Here is a 24,543-nt window from a genome sequence, read left to right on the forward strand (position 1 = left end):
AATGACAGCACACTGATTGCTTGCATCGCAATAGCTGCTTTAATATAGTTAAAATGTGTTAATTTTTACATGCATCGATCACAGATTACCTCATACAGTCATTGAAAGGAGCAGAATGTGTGCGAATAAGCGATTTTTCAATCAAAAGGCCAATTTTTACATTGGTTACGATGTTCTTAGTGCTTATTTTAGGGGTAGTCTCCCTCTTAAATATTCCATTAAAACTCATACCAGATCTTAATCCTCCTGTAGGAGTAGTAGTCACTTCGTATCCTGGAGCAAGTCCCGATGAAGTGGTGGAAAAAGTAACAAAGCCACTTGAGGAAAATCTGGCAACATTGCCGGGGATCAAGACTTTGACCTCTACCTCACAGGAGAGCGCAAACTTCATTTTGATGCAATTTTCCTGGACTACAGATATTGATGAAATACAAAGTGAGGTCATTCAAAGACTGGATCAGACACAGCTTCCTGATGAAGCTGATAAACCGCGATTTATGAAGTTTGACCCTGCTCAGTTTCCGATTATTCAATTATCTCTTAGTGCAGATGAGAAGCCTGAAGCATTAAGAAAGCTTGCGGAAGAACTGAACCTGGAGCTATCTAAAGTGGAAGGAGTAGCAAGCGTAAATCTCTCAGGAACAGCCATTAAGGAAGTAAGAGTGGAACTGGACCAGGAAAAGCTGAAAGATTTCAAACTTAGCCAGGCGGATGTTGTGGATGTAATTGAATCCAATAATATATCAATGCCGGGTGATCCTGTATTGACTGAGGGAAAAGAGCTGACAACCAGAATTATCAGCTCCATTGATTCCCTGGATACACTGAAAAAACTTACGGTAACAGCAGACCCCGCAACAGGCAATAAAGTAAGCCTTGATGATATCTCAGAGGTTCAGCTGGCCAGCCAGGATGATCGCACCATCACGCGCACAAACCAGGCTCCATCTGTCTTACTGAGTGTCCTGCAGCAGTCCGATGCTAATACGGCAGAGGTTTCAGATCAATTTATAAAGCAATTGGATAATCTTCTTGAAAAGGAACAGTTTGAACATATTGAATCTGAAATTCTTTTCGATCAGGGAGATTACATAAGTCTTGCAATAGGAAATATCTCAAATTCACTGATTCTTGGCGGTATTTTTGCTATGATTGTGCTGTTTTTCTTTTTGAAAAATGTCAAAAGTCCGCTCATCATTGGAATCTCTATTCCTTATTCAGTTATTTTCACGTTTGTGTTAATGTATTTTTCCGATTTTACCTTAAATATTATGACTCTTGGCGGATTGGCGCTTGGAATAGGCATGCTGGTGGATAATTCCATCGTGGTTATTGAGAATATTTACCGCCATTTATCAATGGGGAAAGATCCGAAAACGGCGGCAAGTGTTGGGGCAAAAGAAGTAGGAGGTGCAATTACGGCTTCCACCTTGACGACAGTTGCCGTATTCCTCCCAGTAGTATTTATAACTGGGATAATCGGTGAATTGTTTAAGGAGTTTGCCCTGACCATTTCCTTTAGTTTATTTGCATCTCTGGTTGTTGCCCTGACAATAGTGCCCATGCTTGCGAGCAGGCTGCTGAAGGCTCCAAGAACAAACACGGAGGCAAAAAGGCAGGAAACAGGCTTAATGCGATCACTTGAAAAATCAATCAAGTGGTCATTAAGGAATCGTGCAGCGGTAATAGCAATTACCATGCTTTTATTGGCAGCGGGCAGCTTTGGATTGACCACAGTAGGTACACAATTTCTGCCAAATGCAGATGAGGGCTTTTTTACGGTGCGTATGGAGCTTGAGAACGGCACTGCACTTTCAGAAACAGAAAAGGCTGTATCTGCTTTAGAGGAAGAATTAAAGGATGAAGAAGATGTAGATACATTTGTTAGTCTCATTGGAACTACACAGGAAGGGTCCTTCCGGGGCTCAAAAAATGCCAATATCGCTGAATTGTATATCAAAATGAAAGAGCTGGACCAGCGGGAAAGGTCTACCTTTGAATTTGTCGATGAGGTGAAAAAGGATCTGGAAAGTGCTGCATCAAAGGTTAATGAAACTGCTGAACTCTCATTTAATACACAGTCGACAGCAGGTACATCGCCGAATACACTGACCTTTAGTGTGAGGGACACAGATCCCAACCGTTTAAAGGAGAATGTTGATAAAATCTATAATGCATTGAAGGACCTTGAGGATGTAACCGAATTGTCGACTGATCTCATGGATACCGTTGAAGAAATTCAGATAACTGTGGACCGTGAAAAGGCTCTTGAAGAGGGTTTGGCTCCCGCCCAGGTAGCCATGGCAGTAAATGGCGTAACCCGGGGCAATCGTGCTACACAAATGATAGATGATGAATCCAATATATATGGGGTATTTGTTGAGTACGATCGGGAAGTCACACAGGATATAGAGAATTTGAAGAAATTGCTTATTAAAAAGCCTGATGGCAATTATGCCGCTCTGAATGATGTAGCCAATATTGAGCGCGGAGAAGGACCGGTAAATATTCAGCGGATTAATCAGCAGGATGCTGTCCAATTTACATTAAAGTACAAGTCTTCTACAAACATGGGTGCCATGTCAAAAGAAGTGGATAAAGAAATTATTGATCTGAAATTGCCGGATGAAACAGAAATCGTTTTTAGCGGTGACAGAGAATTGCTGGAATCATCCATTGATGACCTGATTCTGGCATTTGTACTGGCAATCGTGTTTATTTATCTTGTCATGGCAGCTCAATTTGAATCACTTAAGTATCCGCTGGTTATCATGTTTACTGTGCCGCTCATGGTGATAGGTGTGGCAATTGCTCTTACCGTAACCCAAACACCTATTAGTTTAACAGCCATAATCGGGATTATTGTGCTTGCGGGCATTGTAGTGAATAATGCAATAGTCATTGTCGATTATATTAACCAAAAGAAAGAGCAGGGCCTTAAGAGCTACGATGCCATAATTATTTCTGTTAAGGACCGTGCAAGGCCAATATTCATGACAGCCTTAACAACTATACTTGGCTTAGTGCCTTTAGCACTTGGCATTGGAGAAGGAACAGAAATTAACCAGCCCATGGGCATTACTCTTATTGGCGGACTGATCAGCAGTACGTTCCTGACACTATTTGTCATACCAGTTGTATATAGCTTTTTTGACAAGGGTACACGGAGATTAAATAAAATGTATGCAACACCGGATGGCCACTTAGTGCCAGCTTACCTGCTTGAAGAAAGAGTGGACAAAAACTGGGATCACGATAATGACGAAGACAAAAAACAGCTTCAATCTTCTGATGTCAAATCCTACAGCAGAGATGATATGGCAGCTATGCTGGAGGAATTGTTAAAAATTGTAAAAAGAGATGACGATGATAAGAAAAACCAGAAACGGGATGATAATTCCTAGATCTGATGAAGGCTCCTTCTACTGAAGGGGTCTTATTTTTGTGCTGAAGTTTATTTTTTAGATGGTGTTTCAGGAAAATATCTGGAAAATAAATTGATAATTGACCAATATTCAGAGCACAATAAAAGTATCGACTTGTAGCTGGTGGTAATGAAATGAAAAAACTCAGTAAACTAGAAGCGGTTTTTTGGAGTATTGCATTGCCGGGTTTTAGCCAATTATTGGCGGGGCAGCTTTGGAAGGGGACATTGTTTGTCGTCCTTGAATTTATCATTAATGTATACAGCCATTTTAATTCGGCCATCATGTACAGTTTTATGGGCGAAATTGAAAAAGCTGTTCATGTCCTTAATTATCAGTGGCTCATGTTTTATCCTTGTCTTTACATGTTTGCAATGTGGGATGCATACCGCAGTGCTATGCCGGAAAAGGAAGAATTATCATTCCTTCCTTTTGTATTCAGTGCCTATTTTGTCACAGTAGGACTAATGTACTCAACAAAACTCAAATTGTTTGGGATTTTTTTCGGACCGGTCTTTCTTCCTATGATCTTTGTTATTCCGGGTGTAGTAACCGGCCTGCTAATCAGGTGGTTAATCCTGAAATGGAGAAAGCCAACCACTCAAAGTTGAGTTTTATTGATTAAAAAAGCTTTGTCACACTAATTGTTTAGTGGTGCTGAAGCTTTTTTCTTTTTTAAAATATTTTCTTACATTACCCCCACAAATCCCTTCCATGAATCCGTACAGTTGTAATGAACAAGCGGCCGCTTTTTCATGAGATGAAATCATATGAGTTTCAATAAAGTGTATTAAAGATTTTACATTAGCCCTGCCCATAATACGGATTGGACGCCGTATGATATAATGTGTTTTGAAAAGAGGTGGGGCTATTGCTGGGTTTATTGTTTATGCCGAAAAAGCGTAAAAAATCGCTCGAAGAAACGGTAAAGTTAATACAGCAGGGAAATGCAGCATTGAATAATGAGCTAATAGAGTCATATAAGCCGTTTATTGCTAAAACAGTATCATCAGTCTGCAAGAGGTATATTCATGAATCTGATGATGAATTTAGCATTGGCCTCATAGCTTTTAATGAAGCCATTCAAAAGTACAGTCCTGATAAGGGAAGTTCACTCATAAGCTTTTCGGAAGTGCTGATTAAAAGGCGGGTTATTGATTATATCCGTAAGCAATCCAAATTTCAGAATCTCAGCTTTAATGGAGTCTCTAATCTGGAAGATGATGATACAACCAGCTCGGCTATAGAAGACGAATTGTCCATTGAAGACTACAGGAAAAAAACAGATGAAGAACTGAGGAAAGAAGAAATTGTCCAGTTTACTCAGATTCTTCAGGAATTCGGCCTTACCTTCAGTGATCTGATCGAACAATCCCCAAAACATGCGGATGCACGAAAAAATGCAATGACTGTAGCCAAAATTCTGGTTGAAAATGAAGAACTCAAAAGTATTCTTTTTGACAAAAAAAAGCTGCCTATAAAGCAGCTGGAGGGTTATGTATCTTTAAGCAGAAAAACAATAGAGAGAAATAGAAAATATATAATTGCCATATCATTGATATTAACTGGCGATTATGTCTTTTTAAAGGATTATATCAAAGGGGTGTTGGAAACGTGAAAACAGGTATAATCATGGAAATAAACGAACGTTTTTTAACACTATTAACCCCGGAAGGAGAATTTCTGCGTGCCCGAAAACAAGATCAGGCATACGCAATAGGCCAGGAAATTGTCTTCTTCCCAATAGAACTGAAAAACGGAAAATTGTCGCGTCCTCTATCTATTTTTAGATTATCCAGAGGAAAAGGAATAATGGCAGCAGCATTTGCGATGATACTCGCAATCGTGTCTTTTCTGCCGTTTTTGCAAAACGATGAAGTGTACGCTTATATGTCAATAGACGTTAATCCGAGTATTGAATTAGGGGTCAATCAGGAATATCAGGTAGTAGAACTCATTCCTTATAATGAAGAAGGAAAACTTATTATCCAGAATATCAAGAACTGGAAAAAGAACAGCATTCATGAAGTGGCTGACAAAATTCTCCTTCAGATAAAGAAGCAGGGCTATTTTAAGGAAAATAAAGAGGTAGTCATTGCTGCCGTGTATACAGAACAGAATAAAGAAGCGGATGAGCGTATTCAGAAAGAGTTAGCAGATATAAAAAAAGCGGCACAAAAAGAGCAGCTTGAGGTAACTTTACTGGAAGCAAGTGAAGAGGAAAGAGAAGCAGCTATTGATAAAGGGCTGTCACCTGGTTTGTATAAAGAAAATAAAATTAAGGCTGGCAGTGCCGATAAGAAAGTTTCTGAGCCAGTGAATAAGGAGAAACAATCAGGTAAAGCATCTACTGCTCCACAAAAACCTGCTGAAAAATCTCAAAGCCAATTAAAACAGAAAGACTGGCGCGTAAAGAAAGATAAGGAAGAAAAGAAGGCTGTTCCCGGGCAGATAAAGAGATCAGAAAATCAGCATAAACATTCTAAACAGCAAAATAACAAAGCTGATAACAGCAATGGAAATGGCAATCACCATGAGAATAATCATGATGATAGACATAATAATAAAGATAAGAAAAACCAGGGAGATAGGGTGAAAGCCCCAAACAATCAAAATCCTCCTAACGGCGGCCATAGGGCCAATGAAAAAAGGATTAAACCTGATAAAAATCATAAAGATAAAAAAGATAATTGGAAAAATAAAGGCGGAAACGGTCCTGAGGGGAAGCATAAAGAAAGGGACCATCGAGATGATCACAGTGGAAATAAACAAGGGAAACACCAGGAAAAAGGAAAAAGATAAAAGCAAAGTCCGGAGCATGCTCCGGACTTTTTCCATTTATATGAAGTTGTTATTGATTATTCTGGCCGGACATTTGTGCTTGAGCTTGCTGGACAAGCCGCTTAGTAATTTCTCCGCCTACAGATCCGTTAGACCGGGATACTGTATCAGAGCCTAATTGAACACCAAATTCCTGGGCAATTTCATATTTAACCTGGTCCATGTATTGTTCAATACCAGGAACTAAAAGCTTATTGCTGCTTCTTGCCATTGTATTCAACTCCTTTTTATTGGTCTTACAGAGTTACCATCCCTCTGTATTTGTAGTATGAATTAAAAAGGAGTTTTCATAAGTGGTAATATTTCGGCATAAGCACATGTTTATTTTTCACAGGCAGCCTCCAGTAGGATGTCTGCGATGTGAACTGCTTTAATCTTATGATTTAAACCTTCCCGTTCGATCCCCAGCTTCATCTGCAGAAGACAGCCTGGATTAGAGGTCGCAATCACCGCAGCATTTGCTGACTTGGCCTGAATCATTTTATGATCAAGTATTTGCATAGACATTTCAGATTCAACAATATTATAAATACCGGCAGAACCACAGCATCTGTCTGCATCTTTCATTTCCCTGAATTCAATGCCCCTTATTGAATTCAGAAGGGTACGAGGTGCTGTGGAGGTTTTCATGACATTGCGCAAATGGCAGGAATCCTGATAGGTTACGACCTGCCCCGGAAGCTCAAGATGAACTTTTTTATGAAATTCAAGTTCATATAGAATTTGGCTGATGTCTTTAAGTTTTTCCGAAAACTTTACAGCTCTTTCATGCCATTCCCGGTCATCTTTAAGCAGGTGGCCATAGTCAATAAGGAATGCCCCGCATCCTCCTGCATTTGTGATGATATAGTCTGCATCCAGCTTTTCAAAAGCTTCTATGTTCCGTTTTGCCAGATCTTTAGCTGTCTGCTTTTCACCGCTATGACCGTGAAGAGCACCGCAGCAAGCCTGATTTTGAGGAATATGAATTTCACATCCGGCAAGCTGGAGAAGCTTTATTGTTGCATTATTGGTTTCAAGGAACATCGTGTCCATTAAGCACCCGGTAAAAAAAGCGGCTTTCTTTACTGGCTTATCTGCCGGGAAATAGGATGGCCTATTTTTCATTTCTTTTAATTTTGGTACTTGAGGAAGCACCTTTTCCATTGCACTGAGGTTTTTTGGAAGCCAATTCAGCATCCCTGTTTTTCTGGCGGCCGATTGCAGGCCTGAACGCTGGTAAAAGCCCAATAGCCCTGCAGCTGCCCTCATTCTGTTCTGATGGGGGAAAAGCCCATTAAAGACCAAATTGCGAACCGCTCTGACCGGAAGTGAGTGTTTCTTATTCTGGTTAATAATATCCCTCGCTTCTTCCAGCAAGTGTCCATATTTTACCCCTGAAGGACATACAGGCTCGCATGCCCGGCAGCCCAGGCAAAGATCAAGAGATCTCTCAACGTCTTCATCCGGTTCAATCAATCCGTCAGCAACAGCTTTCATTAATGCAATCCTTCCCCTTGGGGAGTGTGCTTCTTTAAAGCCTGACTCGACATAAGTAGGGCATGAAGGGAGGCAAAAGCCACAGCGCATGCAATTCAGGAGCTCATCTTCATCCATTCGCTTCTCAAATTCTTCCTGAATGATTGTCTGTTCTTTTAATGTTGTCATTGTGTAACCACCACACGTTTTCTGTTGTCCTTGGCAAAAATTTTGCCGGGATTAAGAATATTATTGGGGTCTAAGCCAGTCTTTACAGCCTTCATGGCATCAATCCCTGCCTGGCCCAGTTTCAGTTCAAGATAAGGAGCTTTCATGACTCCTACTCCATGTTCCCCTGTTATTGTTCCTCCAAGTTCGATCGCCTTGATAAAAATCTCTTCAAACGCTTTTTCAACCCGTTCCATTTCGTTTTTATCCCGGGCATCTGCAGGGCATGTCGGATGAAGGTTTCCATCACCTGCATGGCCAAAGGTACAGATGGAAAGCCCGTATTTTTGAGAAATTTCGTTTATGGCTCTTACCATATTGGCAATTTCAGATCTTGGCACTGTAGCGTCTTCAAGAATGGTGGTCGGCTTTAGGCGTGCAAGAGCCGATAAGGCCGCACGTCTTGCTGTCCTTAAGGCTTCGGCTTCTTCTTCAGATTTTGCAAGCTGTGCCGATACAGCTCCTTCTCTTTGGCAGATTTCAGCCATTTTTTGCATATCCTTTTCCACAACGTCAACCGGCCCATCCTGTTCGATAAGAAGTACAGCTTTAACATCAGTCGGCAAACCGATTTGTGCGAAATCCTCTACTGCTTTTAGTGTTGGTTGATCTAAAAATTCAAGCGTGGCCGGAATGATTTTGTCAGCGATGATCTTTGAGACGGATTTCGCAGCTTGTTCCAGATCCTGAAAGAGAGCAAGCATTGTCTTTTTTGTTTCAGGAAGCGGAATTAACTTTAATGTGGCTTCCGTAATAATCCCTAAAGTTCCTTCAGATCCAACCAGCAGCCTGGTAAAATCATAACCAGCCACGTCCTTTGCAAGCTTGCCGCCAGTTCTGATAATGTCTCCGTTCGCAAGTACAGCTTCCAGCCCCATTACATAGTCCCTTGTAACGCCATATTTCAATCCGCGCAGTCCGCCTGAATTTTCATTGATGTTTCCGCCGATTGTGCTTATTTTCATTGAACTTGGATCAGGGGGATAAAATAGCCCTCTTGCTTCAACCTGATTAATCATATCAAGTGTGATAACACCCGGCTGTACTGTAGCTGTCAGGTTCTCTTCATCGATTTCAATAATTTTATTCATATGCTTAAACAGGAGAACAATTCCGCCTTCTGTGGGACAGGTGCCTGCACATAAATTGGTGCCTGATCCTCTGGGGACGATTGGAATTCCTCTGCTGCTGCAAATTTTGAGGATCTGGGAAATTTCCTGAGCGTTTCGGGGACTGATCACCGCATCTGGCATCGATTGGAAATTAGGAGTAGCATCATAAGAATAAACGAGGCGCCCAGCTTTAGAGTCATCATAATTTTCTGTGCCGACAATGGCGATAAATTTTTCTTTTATTTGTACGTCAACCAAATAGATCCTCTCCTTTAATAGCAGGCTGGCAATATCTATTCTTTAAGTATAAAAAAAGCAGGGAATCCCTGCTATAGATAATTATACAAATATCAAGGAGTGTTTTAATTATTTTTTGTACCTTCCTCCAAAAGCTTTACAGCTATGAATAATTTCATTAAATCATTCAAATTTGATGGGTAAAGCCCTGAAAGCTCTGATATTTTCTTGAGTCTGTAATGAAGAGTGTTAATATGTATATGCAGCGCCTCAGCAGTATTTTTCAAAGAGTGATTTTGCCTGAATAGCTCCTTAAGGGTAACCATAAGATCCTCTTCATACATAAATGTGCCGATGGTTCTTTCTATAAAGTCCTTCTTAGTTTCCGGAGAAAGATCATCAAATATCATTTCTATGGTCAAATCCTGATCAAATATGATGGTCCCCCGGTCTTTTGCGATTTTTAAAGCTCGTTCTGCCTGCATAAATGATTCGGACAAACTAAAGGGAGGCAATGGTTTTCCAGTGCCGATACTAACTTTGGCAGCGAGCAGGTTTTCCAGAAAACGATGGAAGCGTGTGATCTTTTCTCTTATGCTGCGATCTTTTTTGCTGAAGAAACCCCGGCTAAAAGGACAATTCGATCATTTCCCCAGCGAATCAGAATATCATTGGGCCCTGCTTCCTTCCAGGATAAAATTCTATTCCAAAGATCACGATGAAGCAATTGGCTAGTTTGCCTGAATTCTGCGATCGATGCCTGTCTATCCACTGAGAGATTTATCTTCAGCAGGTGAGCACGTTCTTTAAAGGCAGGATCCCACTCCTTCGTCTGCAGCCAGTCAAACATAAAACCTTCCATTGCACGGGCCTGCCAATCGAGCTGCTCTGCAAAGTAACTTTCGCTGATAAACAACTCTGTCAGTTTACGGATGATCTCTGCGAATGGGGAAATTTCATCGGGATTTCCGGTAATGCCAATAACGCCAACTGTTTCCCCTTTGAAAAAGATCGGCAGGTTAATGCCTGCTTTTACACCCTGAAGGCGTGATTGATCCTTTCTGGTAATAATCAGCTTTTCTTTATGTTTTATAGTAAGCAATGCTCCTTCATGAAAATTGCCTATTCTGCCGGCGTCTGTGCTTGCTATGATCACTCCGCAGGTATTGGCAACTATGATATCTTCCTGAAGAAACTGACGCACTTCAGCTATGATTTTTTCAGCCAGATCAGGCAGCAGCATATCAAGTCTCCCTTTGGTTTTTAATTTTATTATATATAAATAAAAAACTTCCTGCGAATTATCTAATATCTCTTTTAAAAACAGGGTATATTCATTATGATAAGGGATAGAAAAATTTTAAAGGGGACAGGTATTATATGTGGAAGGACATAAGAAATTGGCTGGATAAACTAACACCTGCCCAAGTAATATCCGGATATTATTTATTGGCAGTATCCGTATCGGTACTTTTATTAAGGATACCGGCTGTACATAAGCCGGGAGTGGAGGTTTCATTTATTGATACGGTCTTCACTGCTGTAAGTGCAGTCAGTGTTACCGGTCTGACAGTGGTGAATATATCAGAAACTTATAGTGTTTTTGGTTATTTTGTCATAATGTTCATACTTCAGTTTGGCGGAATAGGGATCATGGCGCTGGGCACCTTCTTTTGGCTCCTGCTGGGCCGCAGGATCGGATTAAGGGGACGCCGCCTTATTATGGTGGATCATAATCAGTATGCCTTGTCAGGGCTTGTGCATTTAGTAAAAGAAATTATTAAAATAATATTGGTGATTGAAACCCTTGGTGCACTCATATTGGGCTTTCATTTTCTTAAATATTATCCTTCGTGGGATAAGGCATTTCTGCATGCGCTGTTCACATCTGTCAGTGCCACAACTAACGGAGGCATGGATATAACAGGAGCATCTCTCAAACCATTTGCCGGCGATTATTTCGTGCAGCTTATCAATGTTATCCTGATTACTTTAGGAGCTATAGGCTTTCCTGTTCTTATCGAATTAAAAGAATATCTATTCCGCAATAAATGGAATCAGGAACAGTCTTTCAGATTTTCTTTATTTGCCAAACTGACAACTGTTACATATGCAGCTCTTCTTGTATTTGGAACTGTTATTTTGCTTGTCATGGAATTCAATCAATATTTTAAGGATATGAACTGGCATGAAAGCTTTTTTTATGCATTCTTCCAATCCGCTACCACCCGGAGCGGCGGTTTATCAACCATGGATGTAAATGAGTTTACAATGCCCACACTCATTATAATGAGTATTTTAATGTTCATCGGGGCGTCTCCAAGCTCTGTCGGAGGGGGCATAAGGACAACGACTTTTGCGGTTAATATCCTTTTCATCTATCATTTTGCAAAAGGAAATCGGGATATAAAGATATTTAAAAGGGAAATTCATGAAGATGATGTACTGAAATCCCTTGCTATCACGCTGCTTGCTATAGGAATGTGTTTTTTCTCTGTAGTCATTTTAAGCATTACAGAAAAGCAGCTTGAGCTCATTGAAATTATCTTTGAGGTTTGCTCAGCTTTTGGGACCACAGGATTATCATTAGGAATTACACCTGAATTGTCCATTATCGGGAAATGCATCATAATGGCCTTAATGTTTATTGGAAGAATCGGTTTAACTTCTTTCTTATTCATAATAGGCGGCAAAGAGAAAAAGCCAAATTACCATTATCCAAAAGAGCGAGTTATCATTGGCTAAAAAAGCAGCCCGGAATAGTATTTCCGGACTGCTTTTTTTAAGAGTTATTTCGAGGCATGGCGTTTTTTTTCAATCTGTTCCGCGGCTGACATCCTTAGTCGGATGCATGAAAGGATAGGCTTGAGGCGGTTTTTTGCTTTCAAGGAGTTCCTTGTTTTCCGTTGTATTCCAGCCGATATCGTTTGTAGGATGAATCCATTCGTCTCCAGCCATAACTGCAGGGTCTGTTTCATCACTCCAGTTTTCCAGCGGTGAACTGTTTGAGGAATAATGACTGTCCCCAATAGTTACGCCAAAAGAATTTTTGAAAGGAGGCTGAAGCTTCATGCCTGTGTCTTTAAAGCTCGGAGCTTCAATTTGATGTGGAAGTGTCTCGTTAATGCCAATGCTTTTATTTAACTTCTTTTTATTTGTCATAGCGGCTCATTCCTTTTTACTCTATTTTTTGCACTGCAGAAAAATTTATGAATGCAAAATAAGGAAGACACAGGGAGGAATGAAACCGTTTATTTTACTAAAAATAAACCTGTGTTAAAGCATGAAAATTAATTTAACACGAAGAAATTTTTTCAGGAGGAGATTGGGATGGCCAAACGAAAAGCTGAGTATAATGCTGTTGAAAAATACAGCAAGACGCCTAAGAAGAATATTCAGGAATCTGAGTTTTCAGCAGAATTCAGCCAGGAAGAAAATCCGATGAAAATGGCTAACCGCAACTCTAAGCATGGGAGAGAGGGAAGAGCCTAGTGGATCAAAATAAACCACGAAAAACCAGCCGGCAGGATGGCTCTGCCAATGTAGAATTCGGCATGGAGTTTGGTGATATAAATGCCGGAAAATTTTACGAGTTGCCTTTTATGAACCGGGATAAAGATCAAAAGAAAAATAAAGATAAATGCTAAAAAACCGGCAGATTTCTGCCGGTTCTTCCATTATTGTAAAGGCCCGGAAAAGATAGAGACTGTTTCAGAGCCTGAATCGAAATAGGCAAGAAGAAAAGAGTCTTTCTTTTCAATTATTCCCTCGTTAATATACCTTTCGATATCATAGGATAATCTTTCACTTAAGGTATGTTTGTATATTTCTTTTTCATTCAACTGAAGGCTTAAGAAGCTTTCTCCCAGCTGATTTGGGTTTTCAAGCAGAGACTGGTAAAGCTTTGATCTTTCGGATTTCTCAAAGCTTGGCTGCCACCATGGTTTTCTGGGCTTATATTTTTGTTTTGAAATATAGTCAAACTTCATTAGTCCTTCAGCTATATCCAGATCATCAATTTCTTTTGTTTGAAGGAATTCAAACAGGCGTTTGAATAAATCCTCAAGCTGATGCCCGATTCGGGACCAGCCTTTTTGCTCCCAATAGCTGCCGAATTCCTGGAAGAAATCGAAGGGGGTCGGAAATACTTTTGTAACCAAATATTCAACAGTTGCATCCATTCTATGGTCATTCCAATATTTCTCTAACACATCTTCGACCTGTTTTATGCGAATAATGTCATCGAAGGACAGAACATTATTTCCTAATATTTCATATGGTGAATGGTCCATATAAATATATTGATGATCTTCTGCTCTTAAGCGAAGTCCGGTGCCTCTCAGCATTTTTAAGAAGCCGAGCTGGAGCTCTTCCGGCCGCATGGCAAATACATCATTAAATGTTCTTTTGAATGAATTATAATCTTCCTCAGGCAGGCCGGCAATTAAGTCGAGATGCTGATCGATTTTTCCTCCATCCTTTACCATTGTGACTGTTCGGCAAAGCTTGTCAAAATTCTGCTTCCTCATGACCAATTCATTTGTATAGTCGTTTGTCGACTGTACGCCAATTTCAAATCGGAATAATCCTCGTGGTGCTTCCTTATTCAGAAATTCAATTACCTCAGGTCTCATGATATCTGCAGTGATCTCAAATTGAAAGACAGTTCCCGGCAGATGTTCATCGATCAAAAATTGGAACATTTCCAAGGCATAGCTGCGGCTAATGTTGAATGTGCGGTCCACAAATTTAAGGGTTTTTGCACCATTCTTCATTAAATACCGGATATCGTCCTTGATTTTTTCCCTGTCAAAGTAACGCACACCTACTTCAATGGAAGAAAGGCAAAATTGGCAGCTGAAAGGGCACCCCCGGCTGGTTTCTATATATGTGACCCGCTTTGAAAGATGAGGAATATCTTCTTCAAAGCGGAACGGTGAGGGAAGATCGCGCAAGTCCAGCTTATTCCGCTGTGGATTAATGCGAACCTGGCCGTTTTCCCTGAAAGCAAGACCATGCACATTTTCCATATTCATGGTGCTGTTCAGCTCCGTCAGCAGCTGTTTGAAGGTTTCCTCACCTTCCCCGATGACAATGTAATCAAATTCATTTACATTCTTCATCCAATCTGCAACATCATATGTCACTTCTGGCCCTCCGACTACAATATGAATGGAGGAATCTATCTTTTTAATCATCTTAATGACCTTGATGGTCTCTTCGATATTCCAAATATAACAGCTGAATCCGATCACATCAGGTTTTTTGCGGATCAGGTCTGTAACAATATTCATTATTGGATCTTTAATAGTATATTCGGCTAATTCCACATCGAAATCAGGCTGAGCATATGCTTTTAAATAGCGGATCGCTATATTTGTATGAATATATTTAGCGTTAAGCGTACTGGCGATAACTTTCATTTATTTCTGAACTCCCTTTTTAGCAACTTAAACATCATATAATTGTATCATATTTTTGACTAAAAAAAAGGAAGTAAAACATTGACATATGTATTGGAAGATATACTATACTAATTATTATAATATTTATAAAAATACAACAATTTGTATTATAACTATAGTAAGATAGTAGAAAATAAAATATTTAGCTGGGAGAGGGAATGAATGAAGGTAAGTCTATTTGCAACATGTCTTGTAGATATGTTTCAGGGAAATGCAGGCAAAGCAGCTGTTGAACTGCTGGAGCGTCTGGGGTGTGAAATAGATTTTCCGGAATCACAGGTCTGCTGCGGCCAGCCTGCCTATAACAGCGGCTATGTGAAGGAATCGAAGGAAGCCATGAAAAGAATGATCACGGCCTTTGAACATGCAGAATATGTTGTTTCCCCTTCCGGATCCTGTGCCTATATGTTTCATGAGTATCCGCATGTTTTTAAGGGGGACTCTGTGTGGGAGCCCAAGGCAAAAAAGCTTGCAGAAAAAACATACGAACTTACTCAATTTATCGTTGAAGTTCTCAATGTGGACGATGTCGGGGCAAAATTAAATGGGAAGGCCACCTATCATAAATCCTGCCATATGACCAGGCTTCTTGGAGTAAAAGAAGCGCCAATGAGATTATTAAAAAATGTGAAGGGCCTGGAATTCGAAGAGCTTCCTGGCAAAGAGCAATGCTGCGGTTTTGGCGGAACATTCTCCGTGAAAATGGCTCAAATATCGGAACAAATGGTAGATGAGAAGGTTGGGCATATAGAGGAGACTGAAGCGGAAATCCTCATTGGAGCTGACGCAGGATGCCTGATGAATATTGGAGGCAGGATCGGAAGGCAGGGAAAGCCAATAAGGGTTATGCATATTGCCGAAGTGTTGAATTGCCGCTGAGTCATTAATGGACATGCTTTGTTACAGGAGGAATAGTTATGGCTATGAAAATAGGAACAAACGACTTTAAGGATCGTGTAGATTCCGGAATAAGCAATTCCTTTATGAGAGGGGCAGTGTCAGGTGCACAGGAAAGGCTTCAGACCAGAAGGCTTGATGCTGCCGCAGAACTTGGGAATTGGGAAGATTGGCGTTCGCTATCAGAAGAAATTCGCCAGCATGTTCTTGAAAATCTTGATTTTTACTTATACCAGCTCAGCGAAAATGTAGCTAAAAGGGGAGGGCACGTTTACTTTGCTGAAACTGCTGAAGAGGCCTCTGCTTATATACGTGAAGTAATTGAAAAGAAAAATGCAAGAAAAGTGGTTAAATCAAAATCAATGGTAACCGAAGAGATCCATTTAAACGCCACATTGGAAGAGGCGGGGTGCCAGGTCATTGAAACAGATTTGGGAGAATATATCCTCCAGGTGGACGACCATGACCCGCCATCACATATAGTGGCACCTGCCCTTCATAAGAATAAAGAGCAGATTCGGGATGTATTTGCAGAAAAACTAAGCTATCAGAACACAGAAAAGCCGGAAGAGCTTGCATGGCATGCGAGAGAAATGCTTCGCCACGAATACTTAACTGCCGATGTAGGCATTACGGGCTGCAACTTCGCAGTTGCGGAAACCGGTTCAATCACATTAGTGACGAATGAAGGAAATGCAGATCTTGTCACAGCCTTGCCTAAGACACAAATTACGGTAATGGGCATGGAAAGGCTGGTCCCGACTTACGAGGAAATGGAAGTTCTGGTCAGTATGCTGACCAGGAGCGCGGTTGGGCAAAAGCTAACGAGTTATATTACTGTTTTGACTGGTCCAAAAGAAGAACTTGATGTTGATGGACCCGAGGAATTCCATCTCGTCATTGTGGACAATGGCCGCTCATCGATATTAGGAGGGGAGTTTCAATCCATACTGCAATGTATCCGCTGCGCTGCTTGTGTGAATGTTTGTCCCGTATACAGGCATGTTGGAGGCCATTCCTACGGATCAATTTATTCAGGCCCGATCGGAGCGGTTCTGTCACCTCTTTTAGGCGGCTATGATGATTATAAAGAATTGCCTTATGCATCAACCCTTTGCGGGGCCTGTACAGAAGCTTGTCCAGTCAAAATCCCTCTGCATGAGCTGCTTCACAAACACCGGCAGGTAATTGTCGAAAAAGAAGGAAAGGCTCCTATATCGGAAAAGATGACCATGAAGGCTTTTGGACTGGGGGCCGCTTCACCTTCCCTTTATAAACTGGGGTCAAAGCTGGCACCCACAGCCATGAATCCATTTACATCAGGCGACAAGATTACCAAGGGACCCGGGCCTTTAAAGGCCTGGACAGAAATCAGGGATTTTCCGGCTCCTAATAAAGAAAGATTTCGTGATTGGTTCAAAAACCGGCCAAAAGGAGGCGAACAGCAGTGAACGGAACTATTCAGAATCGGGACGCTTTTTTAAATAAAATTGCAGGCAGACTGGGCAGGGAAAAGAGAATTTCGGGAGTTGAAAGGCCAAAATGGAGCTATAATCCACAGGATTCCATCTTTAAAGAAGCAGATGCAGATGAGCTTCTTGAAGCTTTAAAAACACAGTGCACGAAAATTCACACTGACCTTCTTGTAACAAAAGCCGCCAATTTGCCGGAAACTCTTAAAGAGATTGCAGCCCAGTACGGAGGCGGTCCAGTAGTGACCTGGAAGGATGACCGTTATAGACAGTTTGGGCTTACGCAGCTATTTGAGGAAATTTGGCCAAAAGAGAAAGTGGAAGTATATGAATGGGATTATTCTGCTGGAGAAATTAATGTTGATTACGCAGAAAAAGCAAATATCGGCATCACCATCAGTGAAATTACTCTGGCTGAATCCGGAACAGCAGTCCTGTTCAGCAGCAGAGACCACGGACGGTCAATCAGTTTTCTGCCTGCTGCTTCCATTATCCTTATTCCGAAAAGCACCCTGGTTCCGCGCATGACACAGGCTGCAAGGATCATCAGGGAAAGAGTGAGCAGAGGGGAGCTGGCTCCTTCATGTATTAATTTCATAACCGGACCAAGCAATTCAGCAGATATTGAGATGAACCTCGTTGTGGGAGTACATGGGCCTGTTAAGGCAGCGTATATTGTTATAGATGATTTATAATGCGTGAGCACCTGGCATCATAAGAACGAGAAAAAACGCCAAACTTTTGTTGGCGTTTTTTTGTAGCGTCCCAGGCGAGATTCGAACTCACGACCTACAGCTTAGGAGGCGGGCTATCCTAAAAGGAAAGACTTTGGGTAACTTTGAAGAACCCTTGTTAAATCAACATTTTTGAACTGTGAACCGGATTGAGTTGGTTAGAATTTGGGTTATAATGATGAGTTTCGACCCCAAATCGACCCCAACGACTCCAAATTAAATTTGTACCTAAGGGTTATAAAACACTCTGCACTAAATTAAAACATCATTTGTTTGAGTATATATTAATAATCTTAGCTATTAATTAGTATTAAATTAAGGTTTTAATCAAAGATCCCTACATCTGTTTAGTATTGAGATAGACTCAGAAAAATATTTAAAGCCCCTCTCAAGTTGGAGAAGGGCTTATATTATTTAATTCAAAACACTATACTAACTATAAGCGCAGTATACCTTTTCCCACAATTTCAGAGTCTAGTATAAACGCTAATATTGAGAAGTTTTATTCTCAATAGGAAAGTGAAGAGGGATATAGCAGCTAACCTATTTTTCTCGTGGCATTATGGTTTACTATTATTGTTTCCCCGTCTTTTTGCCATAAACATTACCAAGAAGTCATAGATTGCGAATAAAGCAGTTAAAATGATAATAGCATTAAAACCATGTTCACGTGGAACTATGAAATAAGAAAAAATAAGAGTTAAACCAAAAATTAACCAACCAATGTAATGCCATCTATAATATGACATATCTAATCCCTCCTAGCTTTTAATATACCCGCACTCTATAAGGTTCACCTGTTTCAGATTTTACTAATGTTGTTCGGGAGCTATTTGTATATAAATTTAATTGTATTTTACTCCATAGATAATTTGGATCAGTATCAGCAGCTGTAGCACCTCTTCTTTTAAAATATCCAACTTTCATATTCCAAGTAACCATTAATCCTGCAAAAAGAGCTGCTAAACTTCCGACATAGGGAATAAGATTTAATAGATAAGCTGTTATTGCAGCGACTGTCATTTTACCTTCTACTGTAACAGTAAGGTTACTCCACTTAGACCAAACCCAGGATCCTTTAATTGCTTGTATCCCAATTGTTTCTGTTTGGACTTGGTTATTATTAGTTGGGGTTGGGGCATGCCCTTTTGTGACAAAACCATTGATTTCCTTACCATCCACCTCAACAACCATACTATTGGTAGATTTCTCTAAATCCTTAATTTCTTCTTCACTAAGGTAATCGCTGGAAACGCTTACGTATCCGTTGGACTTGTTGGTTTCGAACTCTTGATATCCCTTGTCGTCTTGAATAGTCGTGGTAATAAATTTATCATCATGAACACTTTTTACCTTATAATCTATTCCCTCATGTTTAAATGAAAAGTCGTGTGGCCCATTATCATGATTTAAAGTAACACCTTTCGATTGTGCATGAGGATTTTCTGCAGATGCAAAGTTTGCTCCAATGGGGGAAAACGCCAAAGATAAAGAAAGGGCACATAAAAAAGCTTTTGTTTTTTTCAAAATTTAAATCGTCCTTGAATTATATTCCAAAAAATAACACTCTACAATCAATCAAAAGAATTAGATACTAATAAAGTTAAAATTTCCTAATTTAACCTCCTTTTCCTTTTCTACCAATTAGACGAATGAAATTTCTAAAGGTATCACCTGAATTTTCAATTTATTCCTTTTTTTGTAATTTAAATAAAAGTTATATAGGTGTAATCCTACAGTTGCTATAGGCTACGTTTCTGTTGTTTTTTTACATGAAAAATTATCATTTAAGTTGTGGGAAGCATATCTTTCGGATGGAAACATTTACTTTAGGGGACAGCTTACGCAAAATGTAAACTAAATTTGGCAATTTATTATTAAACTAAACCGCCGCATTAGTTTGATAATAAAGCATTAATCCATCTTTGATTAATGCCAAATAGGATTAATGCCTTATTTATTTACATACATTAATACTCCCATTTATTTCCTATGCTTTCTTTTCGAAAAATTTATCAAAGTGACTTGCAGCAGTTTTATCAGCCTCTTCCAAAACATGGCCATAAATATTCATTGTAGTAGAAATATCTGCATGTCCTAATCTTTCGCTAATTACTTTTGCGTGAACACCTTCACTAATGAGTAGGGTTGCTGAAGTATGCCTAAGATCATGAAAGCGAATATGTTTAAAGTCATGTTTTTGGGTGAATCTTCGCCACCACTGGCCGATACTGTCCGGACGTATGGGCTTGCCGAATTCATTTCCAAAGATGAAAAAGTGATCGGGCCATTTCACTAACAAAAATGCTTTCTTAGGGGATTTAACCTTAACGATACCTTCTGATAAATTAGAGAAAACTGGAGTACTTATCTCTGAGAATGCAGAAAATGAAAAGTATAAAATTACCTTACACCCTATCAATTATCACGGGAAAATTGAGGTAGTTAATAATGAAATAGTAAACTTAAACGCGTCTATTTCAGTTTCAATATTAGAAACTCAGCCATCCGCTTCCATAATTGATAAAGAATCAACAAGAAAATTAGAGCGCTTGATTGGTGAAGAACTTAAAAATGAATTCGAGAAAATTCTTGAGGAATTAAAAATTTTAGAAACAGATCCCATAGGAATTGGAAGAAAAATAAAAAGTTTAAGGAAATATTCTCATTTAAGCAATGGAGAATTAAGTGAGAAGTATTCTGCACTAAAGATAAAGCCAAATATAACTGTAGAAATTAAGCGGCCTGGAGCAGTTAATTAGGAAAAAATTTCGTTCCGACCCCAAACCGACCCCAAACTTGGAATTCAAAGGTTTATGAATACTCAAATTGAATAAAATAAAAAACGCAAAACCCTTGATATAAAAGGGTTTCGCGCTTTTCTTTTGTAGCGTCCCAGGCGAGATTCGAACTCACGACCTACAGCTTAGGAGGCTGTCGCTCTATCCAGCTGAGCTACTGAGACATGTTGGAATAATTAAATTGTTTGCAGTACAAATATGATTTGCATATCCTGTTTCTTCCTCTGCAAGCCTATACAAGGAGCAAATGCGTCGAAACAAAGCTACAGAGAAGTATTTCAGTGAAGTTTACGCTTAGCTGAGCTACTGAGACATGATGGCATAATTAAATTGGTAACACAGTTACTTATTATAATCCCATAATCAAAAATGGTCAATGGTTATGCTTAAAGTTAAAACCGGCCATTAATACATGACCGGTTTCTGATCTAACTTGTAAGTTTTTTACGATAAAATCTTGCATAAACCCTTGATTTATCTTTCAGCTTTTTAAGCTGTGAAGTCTTCAGTTCAATGATTGGCTGTGCAAATGAAGTAATCAATTTGCTTGATAGAAGCAAAGTAAGCAGCAGCGATATGCCGGCAAGCAGCAGGAAGTTTTCCGGTTTATTGAAAAAGCCCTGTACATCACTTTCTCTGAATACCCGAACAAAGAACCCATGCAGCAGATAGACATAAAGTGTATTTTTCCCTAAGTTAGTAAAGAAATATTGTTTGCGCGGTACGAAAGCAAAGAAGCTAAATACCATGATTAAGCTCAGGATATAAAAGCCGAGTCTCGTAAAGACTGCCCCAATGGATGCTGTTCCCATTTCAGTATATGGCTTCGATCCAAGCAGCCATTTGTAATCCACTTCAGGATAAAGATAAAAACCGATAAATACCATTGCAAAAATAGCAAACGCACTAATTCTGAACTTCGGCTGGAATAGAGCATATAAATGCTCTTTCTTTAAGTAGTATCCCAATAAAAATAACGGGAAGAACACAAACGTCCTGGATAAACTTAAATAGTTTGAAATCCAATCTGCATATCCGACAGCAAGCCCTATGATAAAAGCGGCAGCCAGGGAGTAAACCGCTTTATACTTTGCGAAGAATAAAAGCATGATATTCCAGCAGAACATGCTGATCAGGAACCATAATGACCAATGCGGGTTAAATGGATCCAGTTCAAAGGTGCCTTTATTATATAAAAAGTAATAAAAAACGGAGTAAATAACCTGGAAAATGATATACGGCAGTATTAGCTTTTTGGCAATTTTCTTTATATAGCCTTTTTTATAAAAGCCTTTTGCAAAAAAACCGGATACCAATATAAATGCCGGCATATGGAACGTATAAATCACTTTATATACTGTATAAATTGTCTCATTATCTTCAATAAAAGAGCGGAGCAAATGCCCGAAAACGACAAAGAAGATCAGGATAAACTTAGCATTGTCGAAGTAAAAGTCACGTTGTTTCATATGTCCTCCTCTATTAAAGACCCCCAAAAAATACTCTCTCTGTCTTTACCCACTTTAACATGAAGCAAACTTCAATTCTCGTGTAAATAGAAGGCTTTATTTACAGAAAAAGTAAACTTAAAAAATTTTGAAATAACTGTAACATTCTGATTGAACCTCTGTTATATAAAAATAGCGGCAAACCAACATATATATTGTAAGGATGAGAATTCTTATTGCAAACCTGTTACATATTTTTTTAACTGATTTTTATTTTTGTAATAGATAATTGGAAGCAGTTCATATAGTCTGCCAAGCTTTGAAAAGCTGCTCTTTCCTGAAGGAAATCATAAAGGGAAATGTCCGAAAAAGTGCCGGATTAAAAGAAATTGGAAAAATAATCTTCAAATGTCTATTTTGTTCTATTATAATGAATTGAAAGAATAGTAAAAAAGAATTAGAGATAAGCTAGTTCAATTGTTCGCATCCGGTTAATCACAAAGGGGGAATTATTTTGAAAGGGGTAAGAAGAATTAAATCAGGAAAGAAGGAACGAAAAGATTCAACCAAGTCTAAAAAGCTTGATATAGGAAAGTTTATTAATAAAATGGCTGGCACAAGCTGGTGGAAGAATCTGAAGCTTGGCCAAAAATATGGGGTTGCGCTTTTCGTGACTATTGGACTATTCACTGTTTCAACAGTTCTTACTTTTTTTCTGCTGACAATTGCCAGCACAAAACTGGAGGTTGTTAAGGATTCTGGAGAAAAAGCCATTAAAATTACTGAATCAGCGGCCACATTTCACCATAAAGGGAGCACGATTGGAAATTTTATCATTGACTCCAATCCTAAACATTTAAAGACATTTGACCAACTGACAGAAGAATTTAATAAATTAAAGGAGGAAATTTCTCCGGATCTGAGCAATGCAAAATCAAAGGACCTTTTTCAGCAAATTGATGAAAATGATCAAAAAATCACCAATTTATTTCATGATGTCATTGAGCCAAAAGTAAAACTTCAGCATGAAAGAGAATATAGGCTTGGAAAATTGCAGGCAGACAATATTATTTCTGAAACGGTTGGAAAATTGAATACCCTTAGCAGCATGATGAAAGAGGATCAGCAAAAGGCTGTATCTTCTGCAAAATCCAGCCTTATCCTTACTTTGATCGTACTTGGCATTTCAATCATCGTTTCCGCTATCCTTGGAATCGCGAGCATTGTTTTTATAGGGCGTATTATCTCAAAGAAATTAGCTTCCATTGTACAATTCTCAAATGAAATAGCAGAAGGAAACCTCAATGCGGATTCAGTAGAATATGAGGGTAATGATGAAGTAGCACAGCTTAGCAGAGCCATGAATTCCATGAAATTAAAACTGCAGACCATGATTCAGGAAATTAATGCAGTTTCCGGATATGTAACAGAACGAAGCGGAGAACTGAATATTGCTGCAAATGAAGTGAAAGCTGCCAGTCAGCAGGTTGCTTCAACCATGCAGGAGCTGTCAGGAGGAGCTGAGGATCAGGCTGGATCTGCAACACGTTTGTCTTTATTGATGGACGAGTACCTGGAAAAAGTGAAAGAAGCAGCATACAGCGGGAATGAAATCAAGGGTGCTTCCACAGAAGTGCTAACGCTTACTGAGGATGGAAACAAGCTTATGAAAAAATCCCAGGAACAAATGGGATTAATTAATCAGATTATGAAGTCGTCTGTGGACAAGGTTAATGGGCTGGATGACCAGACCAAACAAATTTCAAGGCTGGTTAAAGTTATAAAGGAAATTGCTGACCAAACCAACCTGCTCGCATTAAACGCAGCAATTGAAGCCGCCAGAGCCGGTGAGCACGGAAGAGGTTTCGCAGTTGTGGCAGATGAGGTGAGAAAGCTGGCTGAGCAGGTATCCTATTCAGTATCGGATATCACCAGGATTGTGGGAGGTATACAAACAGAGTCAAACAGTGTAGCCGTGTCACTTCAAACAGGCTATGTACAGGTTGAAAAGGGAACGGAGCAAATACAACTGACTGGACAAACATTCCAGAAAATTTATGAGGCAATTAACTCAATGTCTGCCAATGTCAGCGATATTTCCAGCAGCCTCGAGCAGGTATCAATTAACTCTTCACATATGAACCAGTCTATTGGCAATATTGCTGCAGTATCTGAGGAATCTGCTGCAGGCATCGAACAAACGAGTGCATCAATGGCTCAGACTAACCATTCAATGGAGGAAATTTCAGATAATGCACTGTCTCTGTCGGAATTGGCAGAACAATTAAATGAAATGATTGCAAAATTTAAACTGTAAAATCCAGGCATACTCATGATAGGGTATGCCTCTTCCTTTCTATCCAGAGCACTTAAATAAAAAAATAATTTAAGATAGTTTTCCCTGAGATTTAAAGGTTTTAGTCTT

General features: G+C 39.6%; 22 protein-coding genes, 1 tRNA gene and 1 pseudogene. 12 read left to right on the forward strand and 12 right to left on the reverse strand.

Annotation, left to right across the window (positions count from 1 at the left end):
* Positions 1–119: 119 nt before the first annotated feature.
* The 4 genes from CHI10_RS09145 (at position 120) to CHI10_RS09160 (ending at position 6,227) form a co-directional block, all read left to right on the forward strand.
* Positions 120–3,404 (forward strand): efflux RND transporter permease subunit, encoded by a 3,285-nt coding sequence (locus tag CHI10_RS09145; protein ID WP_095243997.1) that lies wholly within the window; start codon positions 120–122, stop codon positions 3,402–3,404.
* Positions 3,405–3,559: 155 nt separating this feature from the next.
* Positions 3,560–4,036 (forward strand): hypothetical protein, encoded by a 477-nt coding sequence (locus CHI10_RS09150; RefSeq protein ID WP_095243998.1) that lies wholly within the window; start codon positions 3,560–3,562, stop codon positions 4,034–4,036.
* 260 nt (positions 4,037–4,296) lie between these two features.
* Positions 4,297–5,043, forward strand: coding sequence for an RNA polymerase sigma factor SigI (gene sigI / locus CHI10_RS09155; protein WP_095243999.1), 747 nt, complete (start codon positions 4,297–4,299; stop codon positions 5,041–5,043).
* Entirely contained in the window at positions 5,040–6,227 is a 1,188-nt protein-coding gene (locus CHI10_RS09160; RefSeq protein ID WP_095244000.1) for an anti-sigma factor domain-containing protein, read from the forward strand. The genes sigI and CHI10_RS09160 overlap by 4 nt, the downstream gene beginning before the upstream one ends.
* A 49-nt stretch (positions 6,228–6,276) precedes the next feature.
* Here CHI10_RS09160 and CHI10_RS09165 read toward each other — a convergent pair whose 3' ends face one another.
* The 5 genes from CHI10_RS09165 to CHI10_RS22650 all read right to left on the reverse strand — a co-directional run bounded on the left by CHI10_RS09165 (position 6,277) and on the right by CHI10_RS22650 (position 10,544).
* Positions 6,277–6,477, reverse strand: coding sequence for an alpha/beta-type small acid-soluble spore protein (locus CHI10_RS09165; RefSeq protein WP_095244001.1), 201 nt, complete (start codon positions 6,475–6,477; stop codon positions 6,277–6,279).
* A gap of 110 nt (positions 6,478–6,587) precedes the next feature.
* Complete coding sequence (locus CHI10_RS09170; RefSeq protein ID WP_095244002.1) at positions 6,588–7,913, reverse strand: (Fe-S)-binding protein; 1,326 nt, start codon at positions 7,911–7,913, stop codon at positions 6,588–6,590.
* On the reverse strand, positions 7,910–9,322 hold the full coding sequence (glcD, locus tag CHI10_RS09175) for a glycolate oxidase subunit GlcD (RefSeq protein ID WP_095244003.1): 1,413 nt from the start codon (positions 9,320–9,322) through the stop codon (positions 7,910–7,912). Before glcD ends, CHI10_RS09170 begins: the two co-directional genes overlap by 4 nt.
* Before the next feature lie 104 nt (positions 9,323–9,426).
* Positions 9,427–9,786, reverse strand: a complete 360-nt coding sequence (locus CHI10_RS22645) for a PucR family transcriptional regulator (RefSeq protein WP_286137273.1) — start codon at positions 9,784–9,786, stop codon at positions 9,427–9,429.
* Between the two features lie 107 nt (positions 9,787–9,893).
* Positions 9,894–10,544: a CdaR family transcriptional regulator gene (locus tag CHI10_RS22650; RefSeq protein ID WP_286137274.1), complete on the reverse strand. Its 651-nt coding sequence runs from the start codon at positions 10,542–10,544 to the stop codon at positions 9,894–9,896.
* Positions 10,545–10,681: 137 nt separating this feature from the next.
* On the opposite strand from CHI10_RS22650, the gene CHI10_RS09185 reads away from it, so the two are divergent.
* Positions 10,682–12,046 (forward strand): TrkH family potassium uptake protein, encoded by a 1,365-nt coding sequence (locus tag CHI10_RS09185; RefSeq protein WP_095244004.1) that lies wholly within the window; start codon positions 10,682–10,684, stop codon positions 12,044–12,046.
* A gap of 69 nt (positions 12,047–12,115) precedes the next feature.
* Here CHI10_RS09185 and CHI10_RS09190 read toward each other — a convergent pair whose 3' ends face one another.
* Positions 12,116–12,463, reverse strand: a complete 348-nt coding sequence (locus CHI10_RS09190; protein ID WP_095244005.1) for a DUF3905 domain-containing protein — start codon at positions 12,461–12,463, stop codon at positions 12,116–12,118.
* Between the two features lie 168 nt (positions 12,464–12,631).
* On the opposite strand from CHI10_RS09190, the gene CHI10_RS22290 reads away from it, so the two are divergent.
* Complete coding sequence (locus CHI10_RS22290; RefSeq protein ID WP_179288984.1) at positions 12,632–12,793, forward strand: hypothetical protein; 162 nt, start codon at positions 12,632–12,634, stop codon at positions 12,791–12,793.
* Entirely contained in the window at positions 12,793–12,948 is a 156-nt protein-coding gene (locus CHI10_RS22295; protein WP_179288985.1) for a hypothetical protein, read from the forward strand. The genes CHI10_RS22290 and CHI10_RS22295 overlap by 1 nt, the downstream gene beginning before the upstream one ends.
* Positions 12,949–12,978: 30 nt before the next feature.
* Here CHI10_RS22295 and CHI10_RS09195 read toward each other — a convergent pair whose 3' ends face one another.
* Positions 12,979–14,724: a B12-binding domain-containing radical SAM protein gene (locus CHI10_RS09195; RefSeq protein WP_095244006.1), complete on the reverse strand. Its 1,746-nt coding sequence runs from the start codon at positions 14,722–14,724 to the stop codon at positions 12,979–12,981.
* Positions 14,725–14,928: 204 nt separating this feature from the next.
* On the opposite strand from CHI10_RS09195, the gene CHI10_RS09200 reads away from it, so the two are divergent.
* Genes CHI10_RS09200 through CHI10_RS09210 form a run of 3 tightly spaced genes read left to right on the forward strand, consistent with a single transcriptional unit; the run spans position 14,929 to position 17,830 of the window.
* A complete protein-coding gene (locus CHI10_RS09200) occupies positions 14,929–15,645 on the forward strand; it encodes a (Fe-S)-binding protein (RefSeq protein WP_095244007.1) in 717 nt (238 codons plus the stop codon).
* A gap of 38 nt (positions 15,646–15,683) precedes the next feature.
* On the forward strand, positions 15,684–17,114 hold the full coding sequence (locus CHI10_RS09205) for a LutB/LldF family L-lactate oxidation iron-sulfur protein (protein WP_095244008.1): 1,431 nt from the start codon (positions 15,684–15,686) through the stop codon (positions 17,112–17,114).
* Positions 17,111–17,830: a LutC/YkgG family protein gene (locus CHI10_RS09210; RefSeq protein ID WP_095244009.1), complete on the forward strand. Its 720-nt coding sequence runs from the start codon at positions 17,111–17,113 to the stop codon at positions 17,828–17,830. Before CHI10_RS09205 ends, CHI10_RS09210 begins: the two co-directional genes overlap by 4 nt.
* Positions 17,831–18,429: 599 nt before the next feature.
* Here the strand turns inward: CHI10_RS09210 and CHI10_RS09215 are convergent.
* The 3 genes from CHI10_RS09215 to CHI10_RS09225 form a co-directional block, all read right to left on the reverse strand.
* The gene (locus CHI10_RS09215) at positions 18,430–18,618 is read right to left on the reverse strand and encodes a hypothetical protein (RefSeq protein WP_095244010.1); all 189 of its coding nucleotides are present in this window, start codon (positions 18,616–18,618) and stop codon (positions 18,430–18,432) included.
* Between the two features lie 19 nt (positions 18,619–18,637).
* Positions 18,638–19,396 (reverse strand): hypothetical protein, encoded by a 759-nt coding sequence (locus tag CHI10_RS09220; RefSeq protein WP_095244011.1) that lies wholly within the window; start codon positions 19,394–19,396, stop codon positions 18,638–18,640.
* A 463-nt stretch (positions 19,397–19,859) separates the two neighbouring features.
* Complete coding sequence (locus CHI10_RS09225) at positions 19,860–20,165, reverse strand: site-specific integrase (protein ID WP_286137278.1); 306 nt, start codon at positions 20,163–20,165, stop codon at positions 19,860–19,862.
* A gap of 31 nt (positions 20,166–20,196) precedes the next feature.
* Here CHI10_RS09225 and CHI10_RS09230 point away from each other — a divergent pair.
* Positions 20,197–20,631: pseudogene (locus CHI10_RS09230) on the forward strand (Ger(x)C family spore germination C-terminal domain-containing protein); the annotation flags it as partial.
* Positions 20,632–20,760: 129 nt separating this feature from the next.
* On the opposite strand, the gene CHI10_RS09235 reads toward CHI10_RS09230, so the two are convergent.
* Both CHI10_RS09235 and CHI10_RS09240 read right to left on the reverse strand, forming a co-directional pair.
* Positions 20,761–20,834, reverse strand: a tRNA-Arg gene (locus tag CHI10_RS09235).
* Positions 20,835–21,098: 264 nt separating this feature from the next.
* Entirely contained in the window at positions 21,099–22,139 is a 1,041-nt protein-coding gene (locus tag CHI10_RS09240; RefSeq protein WP_095244013.1) for an acyltransferase family protein, read from the reverse strand.
* 490 nt (positions 22,140–22,629) lie between these two features.
* Between CHI10_RS09240 and CHI10_RS09245 the strand changes: the two genes are divergently transcribed.
* Positions 22,630–24,435, forward strand: a complete 1,806-nt coding sequence (locus tag CHI10_RS09245) for a methyl-accepting chemotaxis protein (protein ID WP_095244014.1) — start codon at positions 22,630–22,632, stop codon at positions 24,433–24,435.
* Positions 24,436–24,543: the final 108 nt, after the last annotated feature.

It is taken from the genome of Bacillus sp. 7894-2, assembly GCF_002272225.1.
GTDB lineage: Bacteria > Bacillota > Bacilli > Bacillales > Cytobacillaceae > Cytobacillus.

Bases quoted from the DNA above. Each gene is read 5' to 3' on its own strand.
- CHI10_RS09150 (WP_095243998.1), top strand. From the start codon at position 3,560: ATGAAAAAACTCAGTAAACTAGAAGCGGTTTTTTGGAGTATTGCATTG.
- CHI10_RS09165 (WP_095244001.1), bottom strand. From the start codon at position 6,477: ATGGCAAGAAGCAGCAATAAGCTTTTAGTTCCTGGTATTGAACAATAC.
- CHI10_RS09170 (WP_095244002.1), bottom strand. From the start codon at position 7,913: ATGACAACATTAAAAGAACAGACAATCATTCAGGAAGAATTTGAGAAG.
- CHI10_RS22645 (WP_286137273.1), bottom strand. From the start codon at position 9,786: ATGCAGGCAGAACGAGCTTTAAAAATCGCAAAAGACCGGGGGACCATC.
- CHI10_RS22650 (WP_286137274.1), bottom strand. From the start codon at position 10,544: ATGCTGCTGCCTGATCTGGCTGAAAAAATCATAGCTGAAGTGCGTCAG.
- CHI10_RS09185 (WP_095244004.1), top strand. From the start codon at position 10,682: ATGTGGAAGGACATAAGAAATTGGCTGGATAAACTAACACCTGCCCAA.
- CHI10_RS09190 (WP_095244005.1), bottom strand. From the start codon at position 12,463: ATGACAAATAAAAAGAAGTTAAATAAAAGCATTGGCATTAACGAGACA.
- CHI10_RS22290 (WP_179288984.1), top strand. From the start codon at position 12,632: ATGGCCAAACGAAAAGCTGAGTATAATGCTGTTGAAAAATACAGCAAG.
- CHI10_RS09195 (WP_095244006.1), bottom strand. From the start codon at position 14,724: ATGAAAGTTATCGCCAGTACGCTTAACGCTAAATATATTCATACAAAT.
- CHI10_RS09200 (WP_095244007.1), top strand. From the start codon at position 14,929: ATGAAGGTAAGTCTATTTGCAACATGTCTTGTAGATATGTTTCAGGGA.
- CHI10_RS09205 (WP_095244008.1), top strand. From the start codon at position 15,684: ATGGCTATGAAAATAGGAACAAACGACTTTAAGGATCGTGTAGATTCC.
- CHI10_RS09215 (WP_095244010.1), bottom strand. From the start codon at position 18,618: ATGTCATATTATAGATGGCATTACATTGGTTGGTTAATTTTTGGTTTA.
- CHI10_RS09240 (WP_095244013.1), bottom strand. From the start codon at position 22,139: ATGAAACAACGTGACTTTTACTTCGACAATGCTAAGTTTATCCTGATC.